This window comes from Arcobacter sp. (assembly GCF_050300555.1).
Lineage (GTDB): Bacteria > Campylobacterota > Campylobacteria > Campylobacterales > Arcobacteraceae > Arcobacter.
The window spans coordinates 204,531-226,766 of sequence record NZ_JBNKXY010000001.1 but is presented as its reverse complement, the minus strand read 5'-3'; the positions used below and the strand labels follow the sequence as shown (position 1 = coordinate 226,766).

Below are 22,236 nucleotides of genomic sequence, written 5' to 3'. Positions count from 1 at the left end.
TACAAAATTTACAAAAAAACAGAAAAATTATAATTCAATTTTATAATTTAAAATTTATTTAAAAGATTGTGCTAGATTTCCTAAAATTAATTGCCAACCATCAATGATAATAAAAAAGATAACTTTAATAGGTAAAGATATCATAACAGGTGGTAACATCATCATCCCTAAACTCATTAAAATAGATGCCACAATAATATCTATAACTAAAAATGGTAAGAATATTAAAAATCCTATTTCAAATGCGGTTCTTAGTTCACTTACAATAAATGCTGGCATCAAAAGAGTAATAGATACATCATCAATATTTTTAGGATTTGTTTCTTTTTTTATACGATAAAAAAGTGCTAGGTCTGCTTCTCTTGTATTTTTTATCATAAACTCTTTAAAAGGTTTTATACTTCTTTTAAAGCCTTCTTCATAACCAATTTTTTCTTCCATATAAGGTTTAATACCATCATTGTATGCAACTTTGGCATAGGGTTCCATAATAAAAATTGTTAAAATTAAAGCCATTGAAATAACTATTTGATTAGGTGGAGCTTGTTGAAGTCCCATGGCTTGTCTTAGTAAAGATAAAACAATAATAAGCCGTGTGAAACTTGTAACCATTAATAATAGAGTTGGTGCTAAAGCTAATAAGATAAGAATAATTGCGATATTTATTGTCTTTACAAATTGTGCAGGTTGGTCAATAGCAGCAATAGATAAATTTATTACTGGTAAATTATCAGCTGCAAAAAGTGAAATAGAAAATATAATAAGCGTTAATATAACTCTCAACTAATATCCTTAGAATGTGAAAAAAGTATCATAACTAAAAAAAGTTTAAACTCTAAAGATAATTTAGGAAAAATTGATTATAATCAATTAAATTATTTATGATTTATTATTTAAATTTATATAGAGAAAAGGGAATGTTTTATGTATATATGTATAATGAGAGTATTTATTATTTTATTACTTCTAGCTCAATTTTCTTTTACAAAGAGCTTGGAAAAAGTAGTTTTAGAAGAGTATATTACTGTTGGAGTAAAGTATGATTATAAACCATTTTCTTTTATAAATAATGAAGGCAGACTTGAAGGTTTTGATATTGATTTAATTAAAAGTATGATGGATATACTTAATATAAGAGTTAAGTTTGTTGAAGTAAGCTCTAATAATAAAGAAAAAATGCTATTAGATGGAAAAATTGATATTTTACTTACAGATATGATTCCTCAAGAGAATAAAAATAATGATATTATTTTTACTAAACCATACTTTTTTGATGATCAGATTATCTTAGTAAATAGTACGACTAAGATAAACAATTTTTCTGATTTAAAAGGAAAACATGTTGGCTCAATAAAAGGTTCAATTAGATTGGAGAATCTTTTAAAAATTCAGCCAGATGTTATAAGTTTAACATTTACTCAATATCCTCAATTGATTACAGCATTGTCGTTTAAAAATATTGATGCAGTAACTGCAGACTCTCTTTGGGCAAAAGAGCAGATTCAGAGCCATTATGGTAAGTTTAAAATTTTAAATGAAGTCATTTGTAATAATAAATATGCCATCGCTTTGACATCAGATAATATAAAGTTAAAAGAGAAAATCAATTTATTATTTGAAGAAATTTCAAATAATAATACATATGAAAATATCTACAAAAAATGGTTTAAAGCAAAATAATATTAATTATTAAAATGATTTTTAAAATTAATACAAAATGTGACCAAATCGTGACCAAAATGTGACCATCTTTTTAGTCCAATAAATTTTGGAAAATTAATGAAATGTTAATATAAGCTTAATTAATATTTAATTATGAATCTATACAATGGGAAAGAAATAGACCAATTTCTTTTGTTAGTGTAGTATTATTTATAAAAAGGAGGTTATTTTGGCAGAAGAGGTAAAGTTGTCAGAAGATACTATGATTGTATCAGAAACTGATGCGAAAGGTATTATTGTATATGCAAATGCAGATTTTTGTAAAATTGCTGGCTATTCAAAAGAAGAGTTAATTGGTAAGCCTCATAGTTTTGTAAGACATGTTGATATGCCTAAAGCTGCATTTGAAGATTTGTGGAAAACAATACAATCAGGAAATGTTTGGAAAGGTATAGTTAAAAATAAAACAAAAGATGGTGGATATTATTGGGTAAATGCAACTGCTTTTCCCTCCAAAAATAGCAAAGGTAATTTAAGATATGTTTCTGTTAGAGTTAAACCAACAGATAAAGAAATAGAAGATGCTATTAATTTGTATAAAACTCTGAGGTAGGGAGATTAATTATGTTTAGTGATAAAAAAAGTGAAAAAAAGATAGTAGAGATTCTTGAGAATATTGAGAATTTTCTTGATGGTAATATAAATGCTATACCTCAAGTTGATTATAAAGCCAAGGGGTTTAACTTAAAAATTTTAGAAAAATTATCATCGATAAGTAGAAAGTTATGTGTTAAAAATCAAGATGAACTTATGATTTATGGTGAGATAATGTTGATTGCAGAGAAATTATCTGATGGATATATAGAAGATAAGATTTATTATACAAATACTTCAAATAAAAAATTAAATTATATTGCAAAAACAATAAATGAGCTTGTTAATAAGCTAAGTTCTATTATGGGTTCAAATACTCATAAAATAGAAGATATTTTAGATAATTATGCACGTTTAGATTTTAGAGTAAAAATAGAAGGTGAAAATTCTAAATTAACAAATGCTTTAAATAATGTTACAGATTTAATATCTAATATTCTTTTTGAAAATAAAACTAATGGTTTAACACTAGATTATACTTCTGACCAGTTACTTGAATATGTAGAGAAATTAAATCATAGTTCAAATGAAACAGCATCTTCTTTGGAAGAGACGTCAGCATCAGTTGAAGAAATAACAGGTAATATTAGATCAAACACAGAAACAATCGCTAAAATGGCACAATTTTCTCAAAATGTTACAACATCTGTAAAAAAAGGAGAAGAGTTAGCTAATCAAACAACAATAGCTATGGATGATATAAATACTCAAGTAACATCAATTAATGAAGCAATAACAATAATTGATCAAATAGCCTTCCAAACAAATATTCTTTCACTAAATGCAGCAGTTGAAGCAGCAACTGCTGGAGAAGCTGGAAAAGGTTTTGCTGTTGTTGCACAAGAGGTGCGAAATCTGGCTTCAAGAAGTGCAGAAGCAGCAAAAGAGATAAAAAATATTGTTGAAAGTGCAACAGCAAAAGCAAATCATGGAAAAGCTATTGCTGATGATATGATTAAGGGATATAAACAATTAAATGAAGATGTTCAACATACCATAGAGTTTATTGGAAATATTGATACTGCATCAAAAGAGCAACTTTTTGGAATTGAGCAAATTAATGATGCCATAAATTCTATAGATAAGTTAACTCAAGAAAATGTAAATATTGCAGTACAAACCCATGAAGCTGCTACATTAACAGATAAAATTTCTAAACAAGTTGTTAAAAATGCTGATGAAAAAGAGTTTATTGGTAAAGAGCATGCAAAGATAAGAATTAGTTAGAATTAAGTTATTTTATATAACCTAATTCTAGTAATTTGTTATAGATTTTTGTTACTGTAGAACCAGCAGTACTTCCACCATGTCCTCCATGTTCAACTAAAATAGTTACTACATATTGTGGATCATCAAAAGGTCCATATGTGGTAAGCCAAGCATGTGATCTTTTTAAATATTCAAGTTCACTTTCCAAGGCTCTTTTTTTGATATTTTGATCAATACCAACAACTTGAGCAGTACCTGTTTTAGCAGCAATCTTTATTCTTTTATCGATGTCTCTTACGTGCCAATAAGCAGTTCCCTCTTTATGGTTTGCCACATCATACATACCTCTTTGAATTAGTTTTAAATTTTCTTCATCTATATCTATTTCTTTAGGCTCTTTATAGGCATCTTTGTAAAAATGCGGTGTTGGAAGTTTTTTAGTTGCCAAAAATGCTGTATATCTAGCTATTTGAATAGGAGTTACTAAAACAGAACCTTGTCCAATTGAAGAAATTAATGTTTCACCTGTAAACCATGGTCGATTGAATTTTCTTCTTTTCCAAGCTTCATCTGGATTTATACCAATAAATTCATACATTTGATCAATTCCAGTTTTTTCTCCAAGACCAAATTTTCGCATAGTTTCACTAATTTTATTTATACCAATTTTTTGGCTTGCTTTATAAAAAAAATCATCACAACTCTCTCTTATAGCCTTTCTAAAATCAACAATACCATGTCCATCTTCTTTCCAACATCTAAATTTTCTATTTGCAAATTCATAGGTTCCTGTACAATTAACTTTAAAGTTTCTACTTATTCCATTTTCCAAAAATGCTAAAGCTGCACCCATTTTCCAAACTGAACCTGGAGGATACATACCATTTGTAATTTTATTGGTAAATGGCTTATCTATATTATTTTGTAAATCATCCCACTCTTTATAAGAAATACCATTTACAAAAACATTATTATCAAACTCTGGGAAAGAAGCTGCAGCTAAGATTTCGCCATTTTTTACATTCATAACAATAACTGCTCCAGCTTTTTGGTCAAAAATATCATGAATATATTTTTCTAATTCAATATCAATAGAAATTTTTATATTGTTATTGATTTTTATTTCTTTTTCATTTAATACTTCAAGCTCTTTGTTTAGAGCATTTACCTTAACTTCTTTATATCCTAACTCACCTTGTAAAATATTATTGTAATACTTTTCTAAACCATTTTTTCCAATTATTCCATTGTATTTAGAAATAGGGTTTTTTTCTATATCTCTTTTTGACGCTTTTCCTACATATCCAAGTATATGTGCAGCAACATTTTTATATGGGTAATTTCTTTTTACTGCTGATTCAACTTTTAAATTATCTAAGGAGTTAAATATAGTGTATTTATCGAAAAACTTTTCATATGGAATATAATCTATGATTTGTACATAATCATGTTTATATGGTGAATCTAGCTTATTATATTTTTTTATTAATTTCTCTTTTTCAAACTCTGAAAAATGTAATATAATTGTTTTTACTAACTCTTCAAGTATATGTTTATTTTTATATGAACGTAAGTGAGGTTTTATACTTAAGGAAAAACCTAAATCATTTATTGCTAAGGCAACATCATTTCTATCTGTTATAATTCCTCTTGATGGTGCTTGATAAACTTTTTTTATATAGTTTTGTTTAGAAAGTTCTTCATAATATGTATTTGATTTTATACTAAGATAATAGAGTCTGTAAACCAAAAGTAAGCATACAACGCTTATAAAAATGAGGATTAAATTAAGTCGTCTTTTCATAGAAATAGTCCGTAAATCAAAAAGTCAATCACAATATTTAATACTATATGTCTTATTAAATTAAAATTTAAATCATTAGAAAAAACCCAAATTAAGATAACACCTATATAAAAGGTTAGTATATAAATATATTTATTTAGGTTATGCAAAGAGATAACTCTATTTAAATTGGGCAAAATAAAAGTATAAATAAACAGTGATAATAAAGTAAAAGTAAAAGGTAAAAAGCCACTATTGTATTCGATAAATAAAAATATTATTATCAAATAAACCATTGAATAGTAGTATTTATATTTTACAGATTTTAAAAAAGCTAAAAAAATAACACCAGCTAATAATATAGGGAAAAAATGCACAGATGAAATAATATTTACAAAGATTGTAAAAATTCCCAAAAAGAATATAAAATAAGGATTATGCAATAGTATATTTTTCATTAAATTTGTAGTCTTATTATGTTTTTGCAGATTATATTATAAATACTCTTATACTAGCATATCATTAGTTTTTATTTTGTTTTGATAAATCATAAATGAAAGCAAAAACTTGAGCAACTGCTTTGTACATATTGTTTGGAATTTGCTGATTTACATCCAATTTAGTTAAAAGTTCTACTAAATCTTCATCTTTTTTTATGGGAATATTATTCTCTTTTGCTATTTTGATAATATTTGAAGCAAGCTCACCACTTCCTTTAGCAACCATTTTGGGTGCATTATCTTCTTTTATATTATATTTTAATGCAGCTACTTTTAGTAGTTTTTTTTCATTCTCCATTTTAAACCTTAATATTTACACCAAAATCAAAATTATCATCTATTTTATAAATATTCTCTTTTGTATCTTCTTTTAAAGTATATATATTCAATCCAATTACACTTATGGCTGTTTTATTTAACTCTTGTCTTAATGCCGTAGCTTTTTGTCTTATTAATTGTTTTGTATCATCTTTTTCCACAAAAATAGAAACATCTAATTTATCATCTTCATATAAATATAGATGTAAATTTATTTTACCTAAATCTTTAAGCGTCAAATCAATCAAACAATAAAATTTCTCTTCATCAATTTTTTTAATATCTATGGAGCCATCTTCTAATAAATCCCATAAAAAAGGGATGTAAACATTATTTGATGAGTTTGCAATTGAATAAAGTTGATGATAATCAATTTGCGTCAAAAGTTTATCAACTTGTTTTAAAGTATCACTTGGATCGCTCTCTTTTGTAGTGATAGTTTTCATCTCTTCTTGAATTTGAGATTGATTATTTACTTGATTTTGGAATTGAACTTGTAATTTTGACAGTATGCTTTTAATATCTGTAAATAAATTTGAATCAGTTCTTATTATTTGAGTGTTTGTCTGCATCGTACCTTTAGAAGAGTCAAAGTTAAGATTTGTTTTTATTGGGGCATCTTTTGTATTCAATGAATCAAGGTTTTTTAATTGATTTAATATTTTATCTATTTGTTTTAGGGTTTCAGCTGTGTTAATATTCTCTTTTGGTACAGCCTGATTTTGTTGTTGTATTGGTATTTCTGTTTTTAAAAGCTCTGCTTTTATTTGAAGAAGTTGTGAAGTAGTTTGAGCCTCTATTTTTGGTTGATTACTTGGTGATGGTATTTCCATTTTTTGTAAAGTTTGAGTGTTACTTTGATTTGAAATTTGTGATTGAAACTGTGATTGGACTTTAGTTAAAAGAGTTTTGATTTCATTAAATAGTGAAGAATCAGCTTTGATTGTTTGTGTATTAGTACTATTTTGTTGAATAGGTGCTTGTTGAATTGGTTTTGTATCACTATTTATACTTGGTTTGATTACTTGTTCTTTTATAGTAGTAGGTTCTAAATTTTTGATTTGTGTTAAAAGTTTATCTATTTGTTTTAATGTTTCAGGGATATTGATATTTTCTTTACTTACATTTTGAATAATTTGTTGACTAATAGGTGATGGTATTTCAGTTTTTTGTAAAGTTTGAGTGTTGCTTTGATTTGAAATTTGTGATTGAAACTGTGATTGGACTTTAGTTAAAAGAGTTTTGATTTCATTAAATATTGGAGCATCACTTTTAATATTTTGTGTATTTGATGTTTGAGGAGTAGGTTTTATTTCATTTGTAGTATCGCTTCTAATTAATGTTTCTTTTATAGTTGGAGTCTCTAGGGTTTTAATTTGAGTTAAAAGTTTATCTATTTGTTTTAATGTATTTATTGTAGGATTGTTCTCTTTATTGGTTGTTTGATTTACTTGTACTGTATTATTTTGAGGAAGTTCTAGTTTTTTTGCTGATTGTGTTTGGTTTTTACCTTGATTATTAATCAAAGTTTCCAATTGAGCTTTTGTTTTTAGTAAAACTGCTTTCATATCATCCAATAAGCTATTTTCATTTTTACTATTTGGATTGGTAACTTGATTTAAAAGTTTTGATTCTAAAAATATACCACTTTTTTGGATTTGTCCTTCAACATTTTTGGCTGTAGCTTGATCAGGTGTGATTGAAAACTTTTGTAAAAATGTTTTTAATTCATCTGTGCTTTTATCATCTGGTAAAGATTTTATAAGTGATTGTAAGTTGGAAGTAAAAGAGCCCAAATCTTTATTTAAATTAGAATTTTTTAATAAATTAAGTACTGTTTCATTTGATTTTGAATTATCTTGAATATTGTTAAAAAGAGTTTTAAGTAAGGTAGAAACGTTTAAATCTTTATTTTGGCTAGTTAAAGTTTTAACGTCAGCTTCTTTTAAAACCTCTTTCAATACTTTATTTGTATTGTTTGCTACTAAAATGTTAAGTTGTGTATTTGTAGAGATTAACATAGTACAAAGTATAGCATAAAATTAAATCATAAATCTTTTTTGGTATAATAAAACAAAAATTGAAATAGAGGAAGACTATGCAAGATATAACAATTTGGCACAATCCTAGATGTTCAAAATCAAGAGATGCTTTAAGCTATCTAGAAGAGAAAAAACTAGATATCAAAATAATAAAATATTTAGATGCCAAGATAACAAAAGAAGATATTAAAGAGATTCTTTTAATGTTAGGAGTTGGTGCAAGAACACTTATGAGAACAAAAGAAGATATATATAAAGAATTAAACTTAGAAAATGAAAATGATGAAGAAAAATTAATTCAAGCAATGGTTGATAATCCAAAATTGATTGAAAGACCAGTTATAATAAAAGATGGAAGTGCAGTTATTGCAAGACCTTTAGAAAAAATAGACGAACTTTTTTAATGATACATGATAAGCAATTAAGAATTAGGTATATAAGAGTTTTAGAAAAGTTTTTTACAAGAACTGTATCTTTATTAAAACTAGAAGATTTTGATTTTATAATTTTTAAACAAAGAACACTAAAAAATTTTGAAGATACTAAAAGAGTAAAAAGTGTTGAATTAACTTCAGTTTATTTGACGAGTTTAAAAAAGTTTATTGATTTGACACTTTCATATTTAGAAAATCACTCTGATAATTTTGAAGAAGAGAGAAATAGACTTTTAAAAGAAGCAAATTTACTACAAAAAGAGAAAAATCAAAGTAATTATAAAAAAGATAAACACAAACATAAAAAATTTGATGATGGATATTAATGGAAGATGAAAACAAAAGTTTTAAACTTTCAGGAACTTTAAAAAAAGTATTATTTTGTAACAAAGATACTGGTTTTTGTATAGCAGTTTTAGATAATGACCAAAAAATTTGTGGAACATATTTTGATACAGATATTGAAAAAATTGTTGGTGAAAATATTATACTATCTGGAAATTGGGTAACACATAAAAAATATGGTATTCAATTTGCATTTGATACTTTAGAGTTAAAAGAACAAGAATTATATTTCTTTTTAACAAAAATAGTTAAAGGAATAGGGCGAAAAGTAGCTTTAGAACTTCTAGATAAGTATAATGAAGAAGAGTTAATTGAAGTTTTAAATAACAAACCAGAAGAACTTTTAAACTTTAAAGGTATAAGAGAGAAAAAGCTTTCAACCATAAAAGCATCCTGGCAAAAGTTTAAACACTTACGAGAATTGGGTTCTTTTTTATCAAAATTTGGAGTTACTTCAAATCTTATTACAAAAATTTATTCAGAGTTTGGTGAGGTTGAAAATTTAATTGATGTGATAAAAGAGAATCCATACGTACTGATTCGTATAAAAGGTATAGGATTTAAAAGAGCTGATGAAATAGCAAAAGCTTTAGGTATTGATGAAAAGTCAGATTTTAGAATAATGGCTTGTATGAATTATACTTTAAGAGAATATTGCGATAACAATGGAAACTCTTCTATAGATAAGTATCACCTTTTTAGATTATTGGATGAAGCATTAAGATTTCAAAATGAAGAGATGCTTTATGAAAATGCAATAGCCAAAATGGAGTTAGAAGAGGATATTTATAAAACAAAAGAGAATAGATATGCTCCTTCAATGTTATATTTTGCAGAAAAAAGAGTTTTAGAGTTTTTTAAAGCCAGAGAAAATGACATATATTTGAAAAAAATTGTTTCAAATATATCTGAGTATTTGGATAAAAAAGAGAAAACTTTAGGCTTTACTTTAAGTATAGAGCAAAGAAAAGCAGTGGAACTTATAAATGAAGGTCATAAAACACTATTTTTAATAGGTTATGCCGGAACAGGAAAATCGACATCAAGTAGGGCAATTCTTGAACTTCTTCAAGAAATAAATTCATATGATGATATTATCGCTATAGCTTTAAGTGGTATTGCATCACAAAGAATAGCAGATACTACAGGTTATAATAGTTCTACTATTCAATCACTTTTTGTAAAACACAAAGAGAATGAATATTTTCCATATAAAGTAATTTTACTTGATGAAGCTTCAATGGTAAATTCTGTTATGTTTTATCAAATAATATCAAAAATTGGTCAAGATACAGTTTTTATAATAGTAGGTGATGATGGGCAGTTGCCAGCTATTGGAGCAGGAAATATATTAAGTGATGCTATAAATTTTGAACTAGCTCCTATATGTAAACTTACAAAAATATATAGACAAAATGAGAATCAAGCAATAGCTGTAATTGCAAATGAAATAAGACAAGGTAATGTCCCTGATTATAATGGAAATTATGAGGATTTTAAATTTTTGGACGTATCTATTTCAAATTATTATGCTTCTAAAAACTCTTTAGCTCAAAGTGAGTTTTCAAATTTAAGAGGACAAAATTCTGAACAAATATTAAATATGATATTAAATATATCAAGTGCATATATCAAGGATTTTTATGCTTTAATTAAAGACAAAAATATATCAAAAGCACTTACTCTTTTTCAAATAATTACACCAATGAAAGGTGGGATGTTAGGTGTTGAAAACCTAAATAATCAGTTACAAAAAATATTTAATAGCTCTAGGGAAGAATCAAAAAAAACAAAAATTTATGAATATAAACTAAGTGATAAAGTAATTCATATCAAAAATGAAAACATGAGAGCTCAAACTATGCAAATGTATAGAACAGGTTCAAATGATTTTTTAGAAAGACGTGTATTTAATGGACAATTAGGGCTTATAATTAAACTTGATTTTGAAGAGAATAAATGTATAGTTTTATATCCAAATGATGATATGGTAGTTTTTTATGATTTCGATGATTTAGACTCTTTATTATCTTTAGCATATTGTTTAACCATACACAAAACACAAGGAATGGAGTATGATAATGCTCTTATTCCTATGAGCTTTTCTCACTATATTATGCACAATACAAAGTTATTATATACAGCAATTACAAGAGCTAAAAGTATGTGTTATATTGTTGGAGAAGAGGATGCTTTTAAGGGTGCTTGTAAAAGAATTGAAACAACAAAAAGAGAATCTGTAATAAATGACCTCTTAAGTTAGTACTTTAACGTTTCCAAAAGCTACTTTTGAGTAATATATCTAAAATTTTATTGAGGATTTTATTAGAATGATAACTTGGATGCAAAGACATAAAAAATGGTTAGTAATTACAATTTGGATAAGTACAATAGCATTTGTGGGTGCTGGTTTCGTTGGTTGGGGAAGTTATGACTATGGAAAGTCTTCAGGTGCAGTAGCAGTTGTAGGTGATAGAAAAATAAGTGTAGAAGAATACCAAAGAGAATATTCTTCACTATATGGTCAGTATGCTAGAGCATATGGAAATCAATTTAATCAAGAGATGGCTAAAAAAATTGGACTTCCAGAGGCAGCAGTTAATTTAGCAATTCAAAAAAATCTTATTTTATCTTATGCTGATGATTTAGGATTAACTGTAACTGATGAAGATATCGCAAAAGAATTAGTTAAAATGCCTGCTTTTATAAAAGATGGTAAATTTGATAAAGAGCTTTATATTAGAGTTTTAACTCAAAATGGAACAACAGCAGTTGCCTATGAAAAATCACTAAAAAGAGATTTACTTTTACAAAAAGTTGAATCATTATTTGATATTAATCCTTCTTCAAATGAAGTGAATAATTTATCAAAATTATTATTTGCACAAGATGATTTATCAATTCAAATATTAGATCCAAAATCAATAAAAATAGATTATGATGACACAATTTTAAGAGATTATTGGAATATCAATAAAATAAAATATATGTCAACAAATTCTTATGAATTGGCTATATCAAAATTGCCTTTTGTAACAGTTTCTCCTACAGAAGATGAACTTAAAGAACACTATTCTAAATTTAAAACTGATTATAAAAAAGAAGATGGAAAAATCAAAAGTTTTGAAGAAGCAAAAGATGATATGATAAAAGTATTAAGTATAAAAGCTACAAAAAAAGATGCTTTAAAAAAATATTTAGCACTTAAAAAAGATGAGATGAAATTTGATGCAACTACAGTTATTTTTGAAGATAAACTACCTTTTTCAGCTGAAAATATAAATGAAATTAAAACTGCAACTGTTGGTGATGTTTTAAAACCTTTTGAGGGAACAGATGGTTTTTCTATTGTAAAATTAATCAAAAAAATTGATCCAAAACCTTTAGCTTTTGCTATGGCAAAAGATATGGTAAAAGCTGATTATTTAGATATTAAAAGAAGTGAAAAAATAAATAATATAGCTAAAGAAGCAATGAAAGATTTTAAGGGTGAGCATTTAGGGTTTGTTAGTAGAACATCAATTGATAAAATAAAAGGTTTAAATCCAAATGAAGCATATGGTTTTTTAAATAAGCTTTTTATGTCTAAAGACAAAGAAGGAAGAATTGATTTAGGTGAAAAAGTAGTTCTTTACAAAATCAATTCAAGCAAACTTGGAACAGATACAACAACTCAAGAAAAATCTGTAAAAGATATATTATTAAGACTTCAAAAAGAAGAGTTAATGACTAGTTTAATAAAAAATCTTGAAAATAGATATGAAGTTACTTCATCATTAGATAATAAGGAGTAAAAATTGGGCAACACTCTTCTAGCAATAGATATTGGATCTACTGATGTTACAGCAATAATTGCTAAAAATGATTTAGATTTCAAAATTAATATCTTAGGTACTGGTATTGAAACAAGTGATGGAATTAATAAAGGGCTTATTACAAATATTGAGTTAGCCTCTAAATCTATACAAAATGCTGTACTAAAAGCAAGAAGAAGCACTTCTGAACCAATTGAATCAACTGTAGTTGCGATATCTGGTTCTTATACTAAAGGTATAAGAAGTATGGGAAGTGTAAATGTTCCAAATGGAATAATCACTGAACATGAGATAAATCAAGTTATGCAAATGGCTTTATATAATGCTACTATTGTTCCTGAATATGAAATAGTCCATGTTGTTCCAATCTTTTTTAAAGTGGATGATTCAGCAGATGTTGATAATCCTTTAAATATGAATGGAGCTAGACTAGAAGTTTCAGTTTATATTGTAACTGCAAAAAGAACAGCTCTTACAAACCTAAAATCTGCTTTTAAAGAATCAAATATAGAAATTACAAATTTTGTTTTAAATGGATATGCAACTGCAATTTCTGTTTTAGATGAACAGCAAAATAAGTTTGGAAGTTTAGTAATAAACATAGGAAGTACAACTACTGAGTTTGTTTGTTATAAAGGTGGTTCTTTACTATATACAGATTTTTTACCTGTAGGGTCAAACCATATTACAAATGACCTATCGGTTATGCTTCATACCCCTCATAATGCAGCAGAGCTAATAAAGATTAAATATGGTAGTTTACTTTCAAATAATAGTGATGATGACCATTTAACTATTAAAAAAATCAAAATTCCTAGAATTGGTGATGAACAAGTAACAGAAGAGATATCTTTAGTGGATATTCGAAATATTATTCATGCAAGAGTTGAAGAGATTTTAATCCTAATAAAACAAAAATTGAATAGAAGTGGAATAGCTGATAACTTAGATGCAGGTATAGTAATAACAGGTGGAATGAGTAGATTAAAAGGGATTAAAGAGTTGGCTACTTTAGTTTTTGAAAATCAACCAATAAAAATTGCAAATCCTAAAAATATCAAAAATGGATATATGAACTTTGATGATCCAACAATGTCAACAATAGTTGGACTTCTTTTTTATTCTTTAGATAAAAATAGAAATTTTGAACTAGATTCAAATAAAAAACTAAGAAGAAAAGTAATTAAACAAAATACTATTCAAAAAGAAGAATTTAAAGAAGTTCAAAGAAATACAAGACAAGTTGAACAAAAAACAAATATGGATATAAAACTTAAACCCGAAGATACTACACAATTACCTAAAATATCAAAGAGTGATAAAGGTAAAGGTATGGCTAGATTTTGGAATAAAGTTTCGGAGTGGTTTTAATGGATAATGGATTATTTAAAGTGGACGATATCACAGTTGAAATGCCAAATAAAACTTTGTCAGATAATGTAGCAAAAATCACTGTAGTTGGTGTTGGTGGTGGTGGTTGTAATATGGTCAACCATATGATTCAAGAGGGCACAAGAAGAATTGATTTAATTGCTGCAAATACAGACTTACAAGTTCTAAATATATCAAGAGCTCCTAAAAAAATACAATTAGGTGTAAAGCTTACAAAAGGTCTTGGTGCAGGAATGAAGCCAGAAGTGGGTAGAGATTCTGCTATTGAGAGTTATGAAGAGATAAAAAATACACTAAGTGGTGCAGATATTGTTTTTATTGCTGCTGGTCTTGGTGGAGGTACTGGTACAGGTGCTGCTGCTATTATTGCAAAAGCTGCAAAAGAAATAGGTGCTTTAACAGTTTCTGTAGTAACTAAACCTTTTACTTGGGAAGGTAAAAAAAGAGCAGGGTTGGCAAATCTTGGACTTGAAGAGATAAAAAAAGTAAGTGATTCAATAATTGTAGTACCAAATGATAGACTTCTTGATATTGTTGACAAAGATATTGGTATGAAAGATGCCTTTAAAATTATTGACAATATTTTATATCAAGCTGTAAATGGGATGAGTGAAGTTATTTTAAATCCTGGAAATAGTGATATTAATACTGACTTTGCAGATGTTAAAACAATTATGCAACATAAAGGTATGGCACTTATGGGAATAGGGCGAGCTAAAGGTGATGATGCTGCTATTCAAGCTTTAGATGCAGCTACAAACTCTCCTTTACTTGACAAAATGTCTTTAAATGGTGCAAAAGGTATTTTAATTCACTTTAATATCCACCCACAAATCTCAATGTTTGCAATTAATAATGTTATGGAAAAAATCCATGATACAATTGATTCAAATGCAGAGATTATTTTTGGAACAACATCTGATGATTCATTACAAAAAGATGAAGTTAAAATCACAATAGTAGCAACTGGTTTTGAGTCTAAGCCAGATACTAAAATGAATGAATCAGAGCCTGTAGAAACAGCTAAACAAACAATAGTAGTAGATAAGGAAAACTATTTAGATATTCCTCCATTGATGAGGGATTATGTAGTTCAATATCATTTATAAGAGTAGAATTTTATCTACTCTTCAAAAATGACTATATCATAAGAGCTTTTTTTAATTACTAAGGCTTTTGAAGATGGTACAACTCCAAATTTATCAATCTCTCTTAATTTAACTTTGTATTTTTCCACATTTTCTTCTAGATTTTTTATTTTTTCATTTAGTTGAAGTATTAAATCCACACCTGCGAGGTTTATTCCTAATTCTCTTGTAAGTCTAAGTACATATTTAATATGATCAATATCTTTTTGTGAGTATAAACGTATTTTCCCATTTGTTCTTGAAGGGGTAATTAACCCCTCTCTTTCATATTGTCTTAGTGTTTGAGGATGTATTTCAAGAATTTGAGCAACCACTGAAATCAAATAAACAGGTTCTGTGTATGAGTTTGTATCCATTATTTCCCCTTTTTAAATTGTTTCTGGTAATTTCTCTTTTAATAAATTAATTACATCTTCATCTAAATTTTCAACTTTAGGTAACACAATGTTAGCTTTTAAGTGTAAATCACCTTTTGTTCCAGTTTTTCTATTTAGTATTCCCAGCTCTTTTACCCTAAATCTTTGATTTTGTTTTGTATTTTCAGGCACTTTTAGAGTAATAGTTCTATGAATAGTTTTTATTTCTATTTTTCCTCCAAATAAAGCTGTTTTTAGTGGTAAATCAAAATATTTTATAAGTGTATCACCATCAAGATTGTATTCAGGACTTGGAGCAACATTTATTTTTATAATTAAATCACCTTTTTTCCCATTGTATGATTTACCTTTTCCTTTTGCTCTTATTTTTTGACCATCTCTAATACCTTCTGGTATTTTTATATCAAAAGAGTCATTATTGAAAGATACTTGTTGTTTACCTCCAAGAATAGAAATATCAAAAGGAATAGTAATTTGTGCGTTCATGTCTAAATCAGGCTCGTTAAATCCACCAAATCCACTTCCACCAAAACCTCTACTACCAAATCCACTTCCACCGAAGCCTCCAGCTCCACCAAACATCTGTCTTAAGATTTCATCTAAATCAACATTTCCACCTTGACCTCTAGCAAAGTCATGGAAATTTTGTCCACCAAACATAGAATCACCATACTGGTCATACTGTTGTTTTTTTTGTGGGTCAGATAAAACCTCATAAGCTGCATTTATCTCTTTAAATTTTTCTTCTGCATCTTTATCTTTATTTACATCAGGGTGATATTTTCTTGCCAATCTTCTATATGCTTTTTTTATTTCATCACTTGAGGCACTATCACTCACCTCTAATGTTTCGTATAAACTTTTTGCCATTAAAACTCCATATAACGTATAATATATACGCAATTATATCACAAACTTGAGTCATAGTCAATCAAGGTATTAAAAAAAGTAGCAAAAATTATAATTAATTGCTAAAAAAGTTTATATATACTAAAATCATTAAATGAATGACAATATATTTGAAAAAGATGAATGGACTCAAGAAGAGTACTTAAAATACAAAGAAAAGCTCCAAGAAGATGGTGTTAAAATTATATTTGTCGATACAATATTAAAACCAATCGATAATGTAGATTATATTACTTATAATCCTCATGAAATGTCCTTAATGCCAAAAGATAAAACTGTATTTTTATTTTATTGTGATACGGGAAAAACGACTAAAGAGAGACTAAGTTTTTATAGAAGTAAACTAGAAGGATTTAGGTGTATTAGTTTAAGAGGTGGTAGGGGATATTGGAGACCAAACTTTAGGTTATTAAAAAAGTAATGGAAAATATGAAAAATTATGAATATGTAGTAGTAGGTGCAGGGATTGCAGGATCTTGTGTAGCTCATTTTTTAAAAGATGATAATGTTTTATTAATCGATAGATTTAATGATGTTGCACAATTTGCATCAGGAGTAGCTGGTGGATTCTTATCTCCTTTATTGGGTAAACCAAATAAATTTAAAGATTTAGTTACCACTTCTTTAAAATTTGCTGTTGATTTTTATAAGAATCTTGATGAAAATTTGATTGTTCAAAAAGGTGTTTTAAGAGTTCCAATAGATGATGAAGATAAGATAAAATTTGAAGAATACAAAAAGCATTTTGATTTTGATTCGATAGAGTTAGAGGGTGGTTATTTTTTTAAAATTGGCTCACAAGTATTTTCTTATGATATGTGTAAAAAATTAACTTCTAATATAGATAAATTATTCAATTATGATGTAAAACATATATATAAAAAAGAAGATTTTTGGATTATTAATGATGAAATAAAGACAAAAAATCTTATTTTGACAACTGGTTCAGATATAAAACTTATAAAAGAAGAATATATCAATATAAGAGCAGTTTGGGGACAAAGAATCGATATTTCTACAACAACTTGTATAGACTTTAACTATCATAAAGAGTGTTCTATATCAACTTCACATGAAAAGTTAGAAGATGATTTATATAAAGTCTCAATTGGTGCCACACATCATAGGTTTGATGGAGTTTTAGAAAAAGAGTATAAAGCTTTTGAAAATCCTGATTTGGAGAATTTATCTAATATTGGTTATACAAATGAGTTATACAAAAAGGATACATTGGAACTTTTAGCTAAAGCCAATGATATTAGAACTTTAAATGATGTAAAAGTATTAAAAAAATATTTTGGTCCTAGGGCTAGTAGTTTTGATTATTTTCCTTTAGTTGGAAATATTATAGATTCAAAAAAAACATTAAATATGTTTCCATACTTAAAGAATGGAACATATGTGAAAAGTGATAGATTTATAAGATATGAGAATCTTTTTTTATTAAATGGAGTGGGTGGAAGAGGTTTTGTTTTATCTCCATATTTAGCAAAAAAATTGGTTGATTTTATAAAGAAAAAAGATACTTTAGATGATGAAATTGTTGTTGATAGATTATTTAAAAAATGGGTTAGAAGATTAAAGTGATAATCTTTATTAATATTTTATTTATATTAAAAAGTTAAACTCCTGCAATCTTATCAAAAGGAAAAAAATTGTTAAAAAATATTTTAAAGATTGTATTTTTAGGTCTAATTGGTTTTAGTTTACTTGTTTATTTTACAGCTGAAAAACCAAAAAATATAAGTGAAAAAGTAGTTCAAAATGGTATGTTAAGTTTAGAAAATCTACCTCAAAATATTGAGTTAGTAGGAAATAAAAATATTATTTCTTCAAGTGATGTATTTAAAAAAGGAATCAAAACTCTAGTAATAGTTGGAAATCATGATTCTTTATCTGTTGTAAAAGATTTAAAAACTTATTTTACACTTGATATGCCATATGTAATGGTTGCAAATATTTCAAATGCTCCTTGGTTTATTAAAAAATGGGCAATTCCAGGAAAATTAGAAGAATTAACAAAAAACTCTAATATACCTATGATTTATGATTATGATGGTTCTATGGTAAATTCTCTTAATCAATTTGATACTACAAAAACAGCTTATTTTGCATACTTGATTGATGAAAATGGAAATATTTCAAATATCTATAATGGAAATGTAAAAGAAAATGCAATGGATGGTTCAATGAGTGAAGAGGAAAAGAAAGCTTCTTTACAGCCTCTTATAGACTTACTAAAATAAAAAAGGGACTAATGTCCCTTTTTTAATAAAAATTACAAAAAAATTTCTCTTAAATATAAAACTAATTAAATCTTATTATTGTTTTTTAATTATATAGGGGTATCATTTTATACAACAATATTTTTAAAGGAATTAAAATGAAACACGAATTAATGAAACTACCTTACGAAATGGATGCTTTGCAACCTCTAATGTCTAAAGAAACTTTAGAATTCCACTATGGTAAACATCATCAAACATATGTAAATAATTTAAATAATTTAATAGCTGGAACAAAGTTTGAAGATTTATCTTTAGTTGAGATTGTAAAAGCTTCTGAAGGTGGTCTTTTTAATAATGCTGCTCAAGTTTACAACCATGACTTTTTCTGGAATAGTTTAACTCCAGGTGGATCTACTATTTCAAGTGAAGTAGAAGCTGCTTTAGTAGAAGCTTTTGGTTCTGTTGAAGAGTTTAAAACTCAATTTACAAACAAAGCTGTAACTCACTTTGGTTCAGGATGGGCTTGGTTAGTAAAAGATGCAAGTGGTAAATTATCAATTGTAAGTACATCAAACGCTGGAACTCCATTAACTGATGGTTTAACTCCAATTCTTACATGTGACGTGTGGGAACATGCTTATTATATTGATACTAGAAATGCAAGACCTGCTTATTTAGAAAACTTCTGGAAATTAGTTAACTGGGATTTTGTAGCTCAAAATCTTAAATAATAAAAGAGGAATTTTCCTCTTTTATTGATTTATCCATTCAAAGGCTTCTATTTCATTTTCGAAGTTTTTAACTTCACCTTGTATAAACCAAGATGCTATTTTAGAACCAACTTTTATCCATGTTTTACTATTTATTATGGCAATTTTTTCAAACTCATTTCCATGTTTAAGTCCAAGTTTCAAATCATCCCAAGCAGCTTCAAGTTCCCAGCCATCAAGTTCAGTACAATCCACAATAGCTCTAATCTTAGGATTTGTAATACCTTCAAGGGCTGAATCAATCATAGGAGTTATTGTTTCATAATCTTCATGGGTAAGTGTACCTACTGCTTTAATAGTGAGTAAAATACTACTATTGACTTTTTGTATGCCAACTGTGAGTTTGTGTTTTTGAGTTCTCATGATGTATTCCTTTTATAAAAGTTCTACTTTTATAAGTTTACTCCAATTTTTGAGAAATTTAAAGTATATTTTCTTTTGAAGACCTAATGGTCTTTTTATAATATATTAAATTAGTATTAAAGTTAAGTATTTATACTATCTTTTTTTGACTTATTCTTTTAGAGATACAAAATGTTTAAAATTGAAGTATTAATTCCATAGCGGGAGCTTAGGAGTGAGTAAAATTTCAAGTATGTTATTTCGTTGATAAAATTTGAGATATGTAGTTAATTAAAGAAATAGCTTTAAGACTATTTATTTTTGTTGGATAGTCAATACTTTCTCCATGAATAATTTGATGTCTATTAAATGTATTTGAATTATTATATTCTTTTCTTTGTTTTATGGAATGATTGATTGGAAAACTTTTTGTTAGCCCAATTGATATTGATTTTTCAAATTCATTATGTATTGATTCTTCAAGATAATCACTTGTCTGAGGTAGCTGAGAGCCTCTTTTTTTCATAAAATAGTATTTACCCAATTTTTCATAACATATACCATCTATTTGTGTTAATAAAACAGGAATTGATAATTCATATTTTCTTTCTCTATGTGCTTGAATAGCAGAAGAAATAATTTGGCTTCTATTTGGAAAATTTTTAATTATTGAATTTTCAATTTGATTTAAATTAGAATTATAATAGTCAATCAATTCTTTTTGAATATCTTTTATAAGAGGTTTATTATTTTTAATAGTGTTTTCAATTTTTTTTATATAGGATAAAGGCATTTCTTCATCTATGAACCATCCTTCTTCTCCCAAAATTATAATTGCATTTTTAAATATTTTTGAATAGTTTTGTAATCCTTTATTAATTTTACTTTGAAGATCAAATAAAGGCTTATATGTATTTCCAATTTTAGATATTGCATTATAATAAGGATTTACTTTAGATTGAAATTTATTTAAAGGCGAAAAAAACTTTTGTATCTTTTGCTGAAATTGACAAATTTGATTTATATGTTTATTCATTAAATTTAATACGTAGTTTTATTTAGAAGTAGCTACATTAAATTTTCCCACCGCACAAGAAACAAAACTCTTTGCTGTAGTAGTAGCTTTTTCAAAGCCACTAAGCTCATCTGTAACAAGTGGGTAGCCCAATCCTCTAAGTTTTACTTTTAAAGCCTCTTCTTGGCTCTCATCAATGTCTAAAGTGATTTTTCTTGGGTGAACATCTAAATCAACTTCTACTTTTCCAAAATCTTTTTCTAGTGATGTGATTAGTGTATTTGCACAACCACCACATTTTACGTTATTTACTTCATATGTTTTTTTCATAAGTTACTCCTTATTCAAAAAAATTGTTTTTATTTAGTGTATCAACTAATTCCTTAACTGAAGATATTGATTTTTTAAATAGTTTCTTTTGTTCAGTTGTTAGGTTTAGTTCTATGATTTTTTCGATACCTGAACTTCCAAGCATAATAGGAACACCTGAAACTATATCTTCATATCCATATTCACCTTCTAATAATACAGCACAAGGATATACTTCTTTTTTATCATTTAAAATTGCTTCTACCATAAGTGAAGTAGAGTGAGCAGGGGCATAGTATGCTGAACCTGTTTCAAGGTATTTTACTATTTGTGCTCCACCATTTTTTGTTTTTTCTACGATATCATTTATATCTTCTTCACTAAGTACAGCGTCAAGTGGAACACCAGCAACTGTTGAGAAGTTTGGTAGGGGAACCATATCATCTCCATGTCCACCCATAACAGAAGCATCGATTTGTCCTGCACCGTAACCTAATTTTTCTAAAATAAAGTGACTCATTCGGGCACTATCTAATATGCCTGCCATTCCTATAATTTGATTTTTTGGAAAATTTGAAACCTTTAATGCTGTATAAACCATTACATCTAAAGGATTTGATACCACAATTATAATTGCATTTGGAGCTTGTTCTTCAATATCTTTTATAACAATTTTCATAATTTTTGCATTTGTTAGAAGTAAATCATCTCTACTCATACCTGGTTTTCTTGGTAATCCTGCAGTTATAACAATAACATCACAATCTTTTAAGTCACTTGAATCTTTTGCAGCATATACAAATGTATCAGAGCTTGCAGCATTTGCAGCTTGTGAGATATCTAAAGCCATTGCTTTTACAATATTTTCTCTTATATCTTTTAAAACTATTTTTTCACAAATTCCTTTTGAAGCTAAAGTATAAGCAAGTGTTGAACCAACATTACCAACTCCTATAATTCCAACTTTTTTGTTTTTCATATTTT

General features: G+C 27.1%; 24 protein-coding genes. 13 read left to right on the top strand and 11 right to left on the bottom strand.

Annotated features, from left to right (window positions below; all coding sequences use genetic code 11):
* Positions 1–54: 54 nt before the first annotated feature.
* Complete coding sequence (fliP, locus tag ACQY5W_RS01220) at positions 55–783, bottom strand: flagellar type III secretion system pore protein FliP (protein WP_428023107.1); 729 nt, start codon at positions 781–783, stop codon at positions 55–57.
* Between the two features lie 141 nt (positions 784–924).
* Here fliP and ACQY5W_RS01215 point away from each other — a divergent pair, with 141 nt between their 5' ends.
* The 3 genes from ACQY5W_RS01215 (at position 925) to ACQY5W_RS01205 (ending at position 3,543) form a co-directional block, all read left to right on the top strand.
* Entirely contained in the window at positions 925–1,680 is a 756-nt protein-coding gene (locus tag ACQY5W_RS01215) for a substrate-binding periplasmic protein (RefSeq protein WP_428023106.1), read from the top strand.
* A gap of 211 nt (positions 1,681–1,891) precedes the next feature.
* Positions 1,892–2,275, top strand: coding sequence for a PAS domain-containing protein (locus ACQY5W_RS01210; protein ID WP_428023105.1), 384 nt, complete (start codon positions 1,892–1,894; stop codon positions 2,273–2,275).
* An 11-nt stretch (positions 2,276–2,286) separates the two neighbouring features.
* A complete protein-coding gene (locus ACQY5W_RS01205; protein WP_428023104.1) occupies positions 2,287–3,543 on the top strand; it encodes a methyl-accepting chemotaxis protein in 1,257 nt (418 codons plus the stop codon).
* Positions 3,544–3,550: 7 nt separating this feature from the next.
* On the opposite strand, the gene mrdA is transcribed toward ACQY5W_RS01205, so the two are convergent.
* From mrdA to ACQY5W_RS01185, 4 genes are all read right to left on the bottom strand, one after another.
* A complete protein-coding gene (mrdA, locus tag ACQY5W_RS01200; protein WP_428023103.1) occupies positions 3,551–5,329 on the bottom strand; it encodes a penicillin-binding protein 2 in 1,779 nt (592 codons plus the stop codon).
* A complete protein-coding gene (locus ACQY5W_RS01195; protein WP_428023102.1) occupies positions 5,326–5,766 on the bottom strand; it encodes a hypothetical protein in 441 nt (146 codons plus the stop codon). Before ACQY5W_RS01195 ends, mrdA begins: the two co-directional genes overlap by 4 nt.
* 64 nt (positions 5,767–5,830) lie before the next feature.
* Entirely contained in the window at positions 5,831–6,106 is a 276-nt protein-coding gene (locus ACQY5W_RS01190) for an EscU/YscU/HrcU family type III secretion system export apparatus switch protein (RefSeq protein WP_428023101.1), read from the bottom strand.
* A gap of 1 nt (position 6,107) precedes the next feature.
* On the bottom strand, positions 6,108–8,147 hold the full coding sequence (locus ACQY5W_RS01185; protein ID WP_428023100.1) for a flagellar hook-length control protein FliK: 2,040 nt from the start codon (positions 8,145–8,147) through the stop codon (positions 6,108–6,110).
* Between the two features lie 77 nt (positions 8,148–8,224).
* On the opposite strand from ACQY5W_RS01185, the gene arsC reads away from it, so the two are divergent.
* The 6 genes from arsC (at position 8,225) to ftsZ (ending at position 15,263) form a co-directional block, all read left to right on the top strand.
* Positions 8,225–8,572, top strand: coding sequence for an arsenate reductase (glutaredoxin) (arsC, locus tag ACQY5W_RS01180; RefSeq protein ID WP_428023099.1), 348 nt, complete (start codon positions 8,225–8,227; stop codon positions 8,570–8,572).
* Positions 8,572–8,928 (top strand): hypothetical protein, encoded by a 357-nt coding sequence (locus tag ACQY5W_RS01175; RefSeq protein WP_428023098.1) that lies wholly within the window; start codon positions 8,572–8,574, stop codon positions 8,926–8,928. The genes arsC and ACQY5W_RS01175 overlap by 1 nt, the downstream gene beginning before the upstream one ends.
* The gene (gene recD2 / locus ACQY5W_RS01170; protein WP_428023097.1) at positions 8,928–11,210 is read left to right on the top strand and encodes an SF1B family DNA helicase RecD2; all 2,283 of its coding nucleotides are present in this window, start codon (positions 8,928–8,930) and stop codon (positions 11,208–11,210) included. Before ACQY5W_RS01175 ends, recD2 begins: the two co-directional genes overlap by 1 nt.
* Positions 11,211–11,277: 67 nt before the next feature.
* Positions 11,278–12,741, top strand: coding sequence for a peptidylprolyl isomerase (locus ACQY5W_RS01165; protein WP_428023096.1), 1,464 nt, complete (start codon positions 11,278–11,280; stop codon positions 12,739–12,741).
* A gap of 3 nt (positions 12,742–12,744) precedes the next feature.
* The gene (gene ftsA, locus ACQY5W_RS01160) at positions 12,745–14,133 is read left to right on the top strand and encodes a cell division protein FtsA (protein ID WP_428023095.1); all 1,389 of its coding nucleotides are present in this window, start codon (positions 12,745–12,747) and stop codon (positions 14,131–14,133) included.
* A complete protein-coding gene (gene ftsZ, locus ACQY5W_RS01155) occupies positions 14,133–15,263 on the top strand; it encodes a cell division protein FtsZ (RefSeq protein ID WP_428023094.1) in 1,131 nt (376 codons plus the stop codon). The genes ftsA and ftsZ overlap by 1 nt, the downstream gene beginning before the upstream one ends.
* Before the next feature lie 14 nt (positions 15,264–15,277).
* Here the strand turns inward: ftsZ and ACQY5W_RS01150 are convergent, their stop codons facing one another.
* Together ACQY5W_RS01150 and ACQY5W_RS01145 are read right to left on the bottom strand one after the other, a co-directional pair.
* Positions 15,278–15,658: a heat shock protein transcriptional repressor HspR gene (locus tag ACQY5W_RS01150; RefSeq protein ID WP_428023093.1), complete on the bottom strand. Its 381-nt coding sequence runs from the start codon at positions 15,656–15,658 to the stop codon at positions 15,278–15,280.
* Between the two features lie 12 nt (positions 15,659–15,670).
* Complete coding sequence (locus ACQY5W_RS01145; protein WP_428023092.1) at positions 15,671–16,549, bottom strand: DnaJ C-terminal domain-containing protein; 879 nt, start codon at positions 16,547–16,549, stop codon at positions 15,671–15,673.
* 133 nt (positions 16,550–16,682) lie between these two features.
* On the opposite strand from ACQY5W_RS01145, the gene ACQY5W_RS01140 reads away from it, so the two are divergent.
* The 4 genes from ACQY5W_RS01140 to ACQY5W_RS01125 all read left to right on the top strand — a co-directional run bounded on the left by ACQY5W_RS01140 (position 16,683) and on the right by ACQY5W_RS01125 (position 19,547).
* On the top strand, positions 16,683–17,009 hold the full coding sequence (locus ACQY5W_RS01140; RefSeq protein ID WP_428023091.1) for a hypothetical protein: 327 nt from the start codon (positions 16,683–16,685) through the stop codon (positions 17,007–17,009).
* 8 nt (positions 17,010–17,017) lie between these two features.
* Positions 17,018–18,175 carry an NAD(P)/FAD-dependent oxidoreductase gene (locus tag ACQY5W_RS01135; protein ID WP_428023090.1) on the top strand — a complete coding sequence of 386 codons (1,158 nt, stop codon included), beginning with the start codon at positions 17,018–17,020 and terminating at the stop codon, positions 18,173–18,175.
* Between the two features lie 68 nt (positions 18,176–18,243).
* Positions 18,244–18,834, top strand: a complete 591-nt coding sequence (locus tag ACQY5W_RS01130) for a hypothetical protein (protein WP_428023089.1) — start codon at positions 18,244–18,246, stop codon at positions 18,832–18,834.
* 137 nt (positions 18,835–18,971) lie between these two features.
* Entirely contained in the window at positions 18,972–19,547 is a 576-nt protein-coding gene (locus ACQY5W_RS01125; RefSeq protein WP_428023088.1) for a superoxide dismutase, read from the top strand.
* A 21-nt stretch (positions 19,548–19,568) separates the two neighbouring features.
* Here ACQY5W_RS01125 and ACQY5W_RS01120 read toward each other — a convergent pair whose 3' ends face one another.
* The 4 genes from ACQY5W_RS01120 to mdh all read right to left on the bottom strand — a co-directional run bounded on the left by ACQY5W_RS01120 (position 19,569) and on the right by mdh (position 22,231).
* Entirely contained in the window at positions 19,569–19,949 is a 381-nt protein-coding gene (locus ACQY5W_RS01120) for an STAS/SEC14 domain-containing protein (protein ID WP_428023087.1), read from the bottom strand.
* 235 nt (positions 19,950–20,184) lie between these two features.
* A complete protein-coding gene (locus tag ACQY5W_RS01115) occupies positions 20,185–20,964 on the bottom strand; it encodes a hypothetical protein (RefSeq protein WP_428023086.1) in 780 nt (259 codons plus the stop codon).
* An 18-nt stretch (positions 20,965–20,982) separates the two neighbouring features.
* On the bottom strand, positions 20,983–21,273 hold the full coding sequence (locus tag ACQY5W_RS01110; RefSeq protein ID WP_428023085.1) for a heavy-metal-associated domain-containing protein: 291 nt from the start codon (positions 21,271–21,273) through the stop codon (positions 20,983–20,985).
* 10 nt (positions 21,274–21,283) lie between these two features.
* Complete coding sequence (mdh, locus tag ACQY5W_RS01105; protein WP_428023084.1) at positions 21,284–22,231, bottom strand: malate dehydrogenase; 948 nt, start codon at positions 22,229–22,231, stop codon at positions 21,284–21,286.
* Between the last annotated feature and the right edge of the window lie 5 nt (positions 22,232–22,236).